The organism is Nocardioides sp. (assembly GCF_034670285.1).
Classification (GTDB): Bacteria; Actinomycetota; Actinomycetes; order Propionibacteriales; family Nocardioidaceae; genus Nocardioides.
Genome location: NZ_JAXMNS010000162.1, coordinates 1 through 7,720 on the forward strand (window position 1 = coordinate 1; position 7,720 = coordinate 7,720).

Here is a 7,720-nt window from a genome sequence, read left to right on the forward strand (position 1 = left end):
GATCTGCCGCGGTGGTAGAGCAAGGCGGAGTCCGAGGAGAACCCCTCCTCCCCCATCAGCTCCTCGTAGTACAGACGCCCGTCGGGGTCGCGATGCTGGGTGTGTCGCTTGGGCGGGACCGTGCCGAGCCTTCGATAGTGCGCCATGCCTGGTTACGTTAGTCCCGTGGTGACACCTGCAACATGGTCCCGGTTCGTCGACGACGCGAGCCCGCTGCCCGAGGGCAAGATCCTGCGACGCCCCTCCCCCGTCGTGGGCGATCGCGCCGTCCGCGACGACGAGCTGCCGCAGCTGGTCGGCTTCCGCGGCGACCTGCGGGTCGTGCTCACCAGCGGAGCCGGACAGGTGGCCGGGCCCGCGTCGTACTGCCGCTCGCACGGCCTCGAGGTGAGCGCGCTCGACATCACCCTGCGCGACCCCGACGACCCGGCCGGCAACGCCCGGCGGGTGGTGGCCGCGGTGCACGCCGCCATCGACGCCGGCGACCTCCTCGAGGACACCGTCGTGCACGTGCGGCTGAGCGGGGACCCCACGCCGTCCTGGCTCGCAGCGGCCGACGTGCTGGCCGAGGCGGAGATGGTGCTCGCGCTGCCCCTGGAGGCAGGTGACCCCGAGCGGTGGATCGATGCCGCCCTGGACCGCGAGGCCACGGTGTCGCTCTACGGCGGTACGGCGCCGCAGGCGGTCGCAGCCCTGGGCACGGCGGCACGACTGTGGGGCGACGACGGCGATCTCGAGCGCGGACGCCGGTGGGTGCGCAGCTGGCTGACGACCGAGGTGCACGACGCCCTCGACCACCTGGCGACGCTGTGACCGACTCCGCCTCCGGGGCCGGGTTCGGCCTCGACCACCTGCCGTACGGCGTGTTCTCGGTCGACGGCGGTCCTCGCCGCATCGGCGTGCGCCATGGTGACTCGGTGCTCGACCTGGCCTTCGAGACCGGGCGGCCCGAGCTGGCCGCCGCGTCCTTGAACCCCTTCCTGGCCCTGGGCCCCCAGACGTGGAGCGAGGTGCGCGCCGAGGCCCGCGCGCTGCTCGAGGAGGGTGCCGAGACGACTCCCCTCGACGAGGTCGACCTGCACCTGCCGTTCGAGGTCGCCGACTACGTCGACTTCTACGCCTCCGAGCACCACGCGACGAACGTCGGACGGCTGTTCCGTCCCGACGGCGACGCCCTGCTCCCCAACTGGAAGCACCTGCCCGTCGGCTATCACGGCCGCGCCGGCACCGTCGTGGCCTCGGGGACGCCGGTCGTGCGGCCCAGCGGTCAACGCGGACCCGGCGACGTCGGACCCACCCGACGCCTCGACCTCGAGGCCGAGCTGGGCTTCGTCGTGGGCGCCGCCTCGAGGCTGGGCGAGCCGGTCCCGGCCGAGGCCTTTGCCGACCACGTGTTCGGCGTCGTGGGCCTCAACGACTGGTCGGCACGCGACCTCCAGGCCTGGGAGTACGTGCCGCTAGGGCCGTTCCTCGGCAAGACGTTCGCCACCTCGATCTCGCACTGGGTGACGCCGCTAGCAGCCCTCGACGCCGCCTGGTGCGACCTGCCCGGCCAGGACCCCCGCCCGGCCGACTACCTCGCTCCCGACACGGCGCGCGGCCTCGACCTCGCGGTGGAGGTGGAGATCGACGGCACCGTCGTGAGCCGTCCGCCGTACCGCTCGACCTACTGGGGACCGGCGCAGATGCTGGCGCACCTGACCGTCAACGGCGCCTCGCTGCGCACCGGCGACCTCTTCGGGTCGGGCACCATCAGCGGCGCCGGCGCTCCCGGTCACGCCGAGGTCGGTTCGCTGCTCGAGCTGTACGGCGGGGAACGCTTCCTCGACGACGGCTCGACGGTCGTGCTGCGCTACTCCGCGCCGAGCACCGACGGCGGTCGGCTCACGCTGGGCGAGGTCAGCGGCGCCGTGACGCCGGCCCCCTAGGCTGCACGCCATGGGTCTGCTCACACCGGTCGCCGTTCGCCTCGGCTCCTACTCCTGGATGCCGAAGCTGTTGCCCCAGGTGGTGTGGTTCGACACCCGCCTCCAGCGCGCGACCCGCGGTCGCGTGACCGTGCTCGACCTGGCCGGCCTGCCCAACCTCGCGCTCACCGTGCCGGGGCGCAAGAGCGGCATCCCCCGCACCACGCCGTTGCTCTGCGTGCCGCACGAGGACGGGTGGCTCGTCGCCGGGTCCTACTTCGGTGGGCCGAACATGCCGCTCTGGGTCAACAACCTGCGCGCCACCGAGACCGCCGTCGTCCGCGTGGACGGCAGCGAGCACACCGTCACCTGGATCGAGGCCGAGGGCGACGAGCGCGCCGTCCTGTGGGACGTCATGGTCGCGACCTGGCCCAACTTCACGAAGTACGAGGAACGCACCGACCGGGTCATCCCGGTGTTCTGGCTCCGCCCCGTCGCCTGACTCCCGAGGCCTCGGTCACTCGTTCGCGCTGGGCGCGACCGAGCTGCGGTCGGGGTTGTCGGTATCGATCTTGGCTGCCGCGTAGGACGTGCCGCTGAGGGCGACGACGAGGGCGGCGACCGAGATCACCATCGGTGCGCTGGGTCGCTTCACGCGAGGAGACATGGGGGAGCCTCTTGTGGTCGGACGGCGGGTCCACCGTGGACGCGCTCACTCTTGATCCGTAGCCGCGGCGCCGCCGGATTGCCCTGCGCGCAGGCGCCTTCGACCGGTCCGGACCACCCGCCCGGTCGTCGCCGCCAGAAATGTATGAAGCCGCGGACCGGATCACGGTCACGCGGCTTCAGTGGCAGGTGCTGGATTCGAACCAGCGTAGGCTGTGCCGGCTGATTTACAGTCAGCTCCCTTTGGCCGCTCGGGCAACCTGCCGGGTTTGTCGTCGCACATGATGGCCGGCTTGGCCGTGCGGCAACGAGGCGAAACAATAGCGCAGGCACCGCACGATTCCAGAATCGCTAGCAAGCAACAGGAGCACACACCCATGGCTGACTCGTCCTTCGACATCGTGAGCAAGATCGACCGACAGGAGGTCGACAACGCGCTGGGTCAGACCGCGCGGGAGATCGCGACCCGGTTCGACTTCAAGGGCACCGGCGCCACCATCGAGTGGCAGGGCGAGGAAGCGATCGAGATCAGCGCCTCGGCCGACGACCGCGCGACCGCCGTGCTCGACCTCTTCAAGGACAAGCTCATCAAGCGCCAGCAGAGCCTGAAGATCCTGGACGCCTCCGAACCGCGCCAGTCCGGCCAGCAGAGCAAGATCGGCATCGCGCTCAAGGAGGGCATCTCCTCCGAGGACGCCAAGAAGGTCTCCAAGCTCATCCGCGACGAGGGCCCCAAGGGCGTCAAGGCCCAGATCCAGGGCGACGAGCTGCGCATCTCCTCCAAGAAGCGCGACGACCTCCAGGCCGTCCAGGCGCTCGTCAAGGGCCAGGACCTCGACTTCGCGGGGCAGTTCACCAACTACCGCTGACGTCCGGTGACCGTTCCGAGCGCGTCGATCGAGATCGACGCTCCGCTCGCCGTCGTCTGGGAGGTCATGCTCGACACCGAGGCGTACGGCGAGTGGAACCCGTTCGTCGAGCGGGTCGAGACCGCGGTCCCCGCGGAGGTGGGCAACCCGATCGTCCTGCACGTGCGCTGGACCAACGGTCGCACCACCCGCTCGCCCGAGCGGATCACCGCGCTGGAGCCGCCGCACACGACCGGCGGCGTGACGACGGCCCTGATGTCGTACGTCTTCGAGGGTTGGCCGGCGCGGCTCGGACTGGTGCGCGGCACGCGACACCAGCGGCTGACCCAGCGCCCCGGCGAGCCTACGACGTACGACACCGTCGAGGAGTTCTCCGGCCCCCTGGTGCGCCTGGCCGGTCCTGGTCGCGTGGCCGACGGTTTCGCGCGGCACGCCGCGGCGCTCAAGCGACGCGTCGAGACCCGGGCCGCCGAGGGCCGAGGAGGCTTTACCTCGCCGCCGTAGCCACCGGCGCCACGGAGTCCTAGCCTCGAAAGAGGCTCCCGACGAACCCTCGTCGGTCTCGGTCGAACCGTAGGAGTCCCCCATGGACCACCACGACACTGACACCACGAGCTCTCGGCGCCGACGCGCCTCGGCCCCTGTCCTCATCGCCCTCGTCCTCGGGCTGATCCTCGCAACCAGCGGGGGCGCGGTCGCCGGCAAGCAGATCACCGGCAAGCAGATCAAGAACAACTCGGTCACCGGCAAGGACATCAAGAACAAGTCCCTCGGCCTGCACGACCTGAAGCTCTTGGACGTCGACAAGCTCGCCGACGGGATCCTGCCGTCGGGCAAGACGGTCATCGGTGGCGGGATCCTGAGCGGCAACGCGCCATCCGACACCCTCTATGCACGCAGCTACTCCCCCTTGCCCTTCAAGACCACCGTGCCGCTGAGCTACAACAACCCGCGGTCGATCTACTACGGGCAGACCTCGATCGCGGCACCGGGCGAGTCCAACACCAGCCGGTGCTCCGGCTCGGACACCAACCCCACCGCGAGCCCCGGGACCTTGTGCGTCTACATCTCCGGCTCGACCACGAATGCCGGCAACCAGAGCTTCATCTTCCCGGGGGCCAATGCCAGCCCCGACGCAGCCGACAGCACCGGCTTCTACCTCGGGGTCAACACCCCGACGACGGGCGAGGTCCTGGTCCGCTACACCTGGGCCTACACGGCGCCCTGAGCCGGCGCCGAGCCGCTGCTGAGCGACCCTGTCGGCTGCCGACCTCCCACCAGTCAGGACGAGTCCGCCTCCACCAAGGGGCGGACTATCCTGATCGGGAGTCGGACGCGCGTCTGGACATCGATCTAGAACATGTTCTAGTTTCGGACATGGTCGCGCGCCTGCGCGTCGGCAGCCAAGTGGGATGAAGGTGCATCACGTGTCCAAGCAGGTCAAGCAGCTCGATCGGGTCGTCATCCGTTTCGCCGGTGACTCCGGCGACGGGATGCAGCTCACCGGCGACCGCTTCACCCAGGAGTCGGCCGCCTTCGGCAACGACCTCGTGACACTGCCCAACTTCCCTGCCGAGATCCGCGCCCCTCAGGGCACGCTCCCGGGCGTCTCGTCGTTCCAGGTGCACTTCGCCGACCACGACATCCTCACCGCCGGCGACGCGCCCGACGTCCTGGTCGCGATGAATCCGGCGGCGCTGAAGGCGAACCTGCCCGACCTGCCCAAGGGCGCCACGGTCATCGTCGACACCCACGACTTCACTGCGCGCAACCTCACCAAGGCCGGCTACGACGCCAACCCGCTCGACGCCCTCGGTGACGCTGCTCCCGGCCACCCCCTGGCGGAGTTCGCCGTCCACCCCGTCGACCTCACCGGCATGACCGTCGAGGCCGTCAAGGAGTTCGGGCTGTCGCGCAAGGACGCCGCGCGCGCCAAGAACATGTTCGCCCTCGGCCTGCTGTCGTGGATGTACGGCCGACCGACCGACGGCACGAAGGCCTTCCTGGCCAAGCGGTTCTCCAAGGTGCCCGACATCCGCGACGCCAACATCACCGCCTTCACCACCGGGTGGAACTACGGCGAGACGACCGAGGCGTTCGCCGTCCAGTACGAGATCAAGCCCGCCACGATGGCGCCCGGCACCTACCGCAACATCACCGGCAACCTCGCTCTGTCGTACGGCCTCGTCGCCGCCGGCGTGCAGTCGGGCCTGCCGATCTTCCTCGGGTCCTACCCGATCACCCCGGCCTCCGACATCCTCCACGAGCTCAGCAAGCACAAGGCCTTCGGCGTCACGACGCTCCAGGCCGAGGACGAGATCGCCGGCATCGGCGCGGCGATCGGCGCCTCGTTCGCCGGCTCGCTCGGCGTCACCACCACCTCGGGGCCCGGCATCGCGCTGAAGTCGGAGTTCATCGGTCTCGCCGTGATGACCGAGCTGCCGCTGCTGGTGATCGACGTCCAGCGCGGTGGACCCTCGACCGGCCTGCCCACCAAGACCGAGCAGTCCGACCTGCTCCAGGTGATGTTCGGCCGCAACGGCGAGGCTCCGGCCCCGGTAGTCGCTGCCCAGTCGCCAGGCGACTGCTTCGACGCCGCCGTCGAGGCCGCACGCATCGCCGTCACCTACCGCACCCCGGTCATCCTGCTCTCCGACGGCTACCTCGCCAACGGCTCCGAGCCGTGGAAGATCCCCGACCTCACCGACCTGCCCGTCATCGACCCGAACTTCGCGACCGAGACCAACCACGTGAAAACGCCCGACACGACGAGCGACGACGGCACCGTCATTCCCGGTGAGAAGGACTTCTGGCCCTACCTGCGCGACGAGAAGACGCTCGCCCGTCCGTGGGCGATCCCCGGTACCCCCGGGCTCGAGCACCGCATCGGCGGCCTCGAGAAGGGCGAGGGCCACGGCAACATCTCCTACGACCCCGCCAACCACGAGCGCATGGTCCGCACGCGCCAGGCCAAGATCGACGCCATCGCCGACTCGTTGCCGCCGCTGGAGGTCGAGGACCCGTCCGGACCGCCCGGCGAGGGCAAGGCGAAGGTGCTCGTCATCGGCTGGGGCTCGACCTATGGTCCGATCGGTGCCGGCTGCCGTCGTGTCCGCAAGGCCGGCCACGCCGTCGCCCAGGTGCACCTGCGCCACCTCAACCCGTTCCCCAAGGACCTCGGCGAGATCCTCAAGCGCTACGACAAGGTGCTGGTGCCCGAGATGAACCTCGGCCAGCTCGCCCTGCTGCTGCGCGGCAAGTACCTCGTCGACGCCATCGGCTACAACCAGGTCAACGGCATGCCGCTCAAGGCCGCCGAGCTCGCCCAGGCGATCGGCTCGCTCGTCGCCGAGGCCGAGGGCCTCGACGAGCTCGACCTGACCCCCGTCCCCGCTCGCACTGAGGAGACCGTCTCGTGACCGCCCTCTCGACCAGCACCGACCTCGGGGTGCCCGGACTGCGCTCCGGCACCGACCTCGTCCCCACCGTCGACCCCGACGCCCCCGCCCAGACCGGCAAGGAGTTCACCTCCGACCAGGAGGTCCGCTGGTGCCCGGGCTGCGGCGACTACGCAGTCCTCAAGGCCGTGCAGGGCTTCCTGCCCGACCTCGGGCTGCGTCGCGAGAACATCGTCTTCGTCTCCGGCATCGGCTGCTCGAGCCGCTTCCCCTACTACCTCGACACCTACGGGATGCACTCGATCCACGGCCGGGCGCCGTCCATCGCCACCGGCATCGCGACCGCGCGCGAGGACCTCAACGTCTGGGTCGTCACCGGTGACGGTGACGCGCTCTCGATCGGTGGCAACCACCTGATCCATGCGCTGCGCCGCAACATCAACATGACGATCCTGCTGTTCAACAACCGGATCTACGGGCTCACCAAGGGTCAGTACTCCCCCACCTCGGAGGCCGGCAAGATCACCAAGTCGACCCCGATGGGATCGCTGGACCACCCGTTCAACCCGGTCTCGCTCGCCCTCGGCGCCGAGGCGTCGTTCGTGGCGCGCACGATCGACTCCGACCGCAAGCACCTCACCGCGGTGCTCTCGGCCGCCGCCGCCCACCGCGGCACCTCGCTGGTGGAGATCTACCAGAACTGCCCGATCTTCAACGACGGCGCGTTCGACGCGATCAAGGACCGCGACACCAAGGAGGACGCCCTGATCCCGCTGGTGCACGGTGAGCCGATCCGGTTCGGCGTCGGCGGCACCAAGGGCGTCATCCGCGACACCGAGTCGGGTGGGGTCAAGATCGTCACCATCGCCGACCTGGGCGA

General features: G+C 69.9%; 9 protein-coding genes, 1 tRNA gene and 1 pseudogene. 8 read left to right on the plus strand and 3 right to left on the minus strand.

What is annotated here, in order from left to right:
- Positions 1 to 146 (minus strand): annotated as a pseudogene (locus VOI19_RS09740) (homogentisate 1,2-dioxygenase); the annotation flags it as partial.
- Positions 147 to 165: 19 nt separating this feature from the next.
- Here VOI19_RS09740 and VOI19_RS09745 point away from each other — a divergent pair.
- The 3 genes from VOI19_RS09745 to VOI19_RS09755 are packed head-to-tail and all read left to right on the plus strand — an operon-like array spanning position 166 to position 2,409.
- Complete coding sequence (locus VOI19_RS09745) at positions 166 to 813, plus strand: hypothetical protein (protein WP_323792768.1); 648 nt, start codon at positions 166 to 168, stop codon at positions 811 to 813.
- Positions 810 to 1,928, plus strand: coding sequence for a fumarylacetoacetate hydrolase family protein (locus tag VOI19_RS09750; protein ID WP_323792769.1), 1,119 nt, complete (start codon positions 810 to 812; stop codon positions 1,926 to 1,928). The genes VOI19_RS09745 and VOI19_RS09750 overlap by 4 nt, the downstream gene beginning before the upstream one ends.
- A 10-nt stretch (positions 1,929 to 1,938) precedes the next feature.
- Complete coding sequence (locus VOI19_RS09755) at positions 1,939 to 2,409, plus strand: nitroreductase/quinone reductase family protein (RefSeq protein WP_323792770.1); 471 nt, start codon at positions 1,939 to 1,941, stop codon at positions 2,407 to 2,409.
- 15 nt (positions 2,410 to 2,424) lie between these two features.
- Here the strand turns inward: VOI19_RS09755 and VOI19_RS09760 are convergent, their stop codons facing one another.
- Positions 2,425 to 2,574 carry a hypothetical protein gene (locus tag VOI19_RS09760; protein WP_323792771.1) on the minus strand — a complete coding sequence of 50 codons (150 nt, stop codon included), beginning with the start codon at positions 2,572 to 2,574 and terminating at the stop codon, positions 2,425 to 2,427.
- A 182-nt stretch (positions 2,575 to 2,756) separates the two neighbouring features.
- Positions 2,757 to 2,838, minus strand: a tRNA-Tyr gene (locus tag VOI19_RS09765).
- Between the two features lie 112 nt (positions 2,839 to 2,950).
- Between VOI19_RS09765 and VOI19_RS09770 the strand changes: the two genes are divergently transcribed.
- From VOI19_RS09770 to VOI19_RS09790, 5 genes are all read left to right on the plus strand, one after another.
- Positions 2,951 to 3,442 (plus strand): YajQ family cyclic di-GMP-binding protein, encoded by a 492-nt coding sequence (locus VOI19_RS09770; protein ID WP_323792772.1) that lies wholly within the window; start codon positions 2,951 to 2,953, stop codon positions 3,440 to 3,442.
- A gap of 6 nt (positions 3,443 to 3,448) precedes the next feature.
- Positions 3,449 to 3,946: an SRPBCC domain-containing protein gene (locus VOI19_RS09775; RefSeq protein WP_323792773.1), complete on the plus strand. Its 498-nt coding sequence runs from the start codon at positions 3,449 to 3,451 to the stop codon at positions 3,944 to 3,946.
- Positions 3,947 to 4,028: 82 nt separating this feature from the next.
- Positions 4,029 to 4,670 (plus strand): hypothetical protein, encoded by a 642-nt coding sequence (locus tag VOI19_RS09780; RefSeq protein WP_323792774.1) that lies wholly within the window; start codon positions 4,029 to 4,031, stop codon positions 4,668 to 4,670.
- Between the two features lie 184 nt (positions 4,671 to 4,854).
- Positions 4,855 to 6,861 (plus strand): 2-oxoacid:acceptor oxidoreductase subunit alpha, encoded by a 2,007-nt coding sequence (locus tag VOI19_RS09785; RefSeq protein ID WP_323792775.1) that lies wholly within the window; start codon positions 4,855 to 4,857, stop codon positions 6,859 to 6,861.
- A gap of 38 nt (positions 6,862 to 6,899) precedes the next feature.
- A partial coding sequence (locus VOI19_RS09790; protein WP_323792776.1) for a 2-oxoacid:ferredoxin oxidoreductase subunit beta occupies positions 6,900 to 7,720 on the plus strand: 821 nt, incomplete at its 3' end.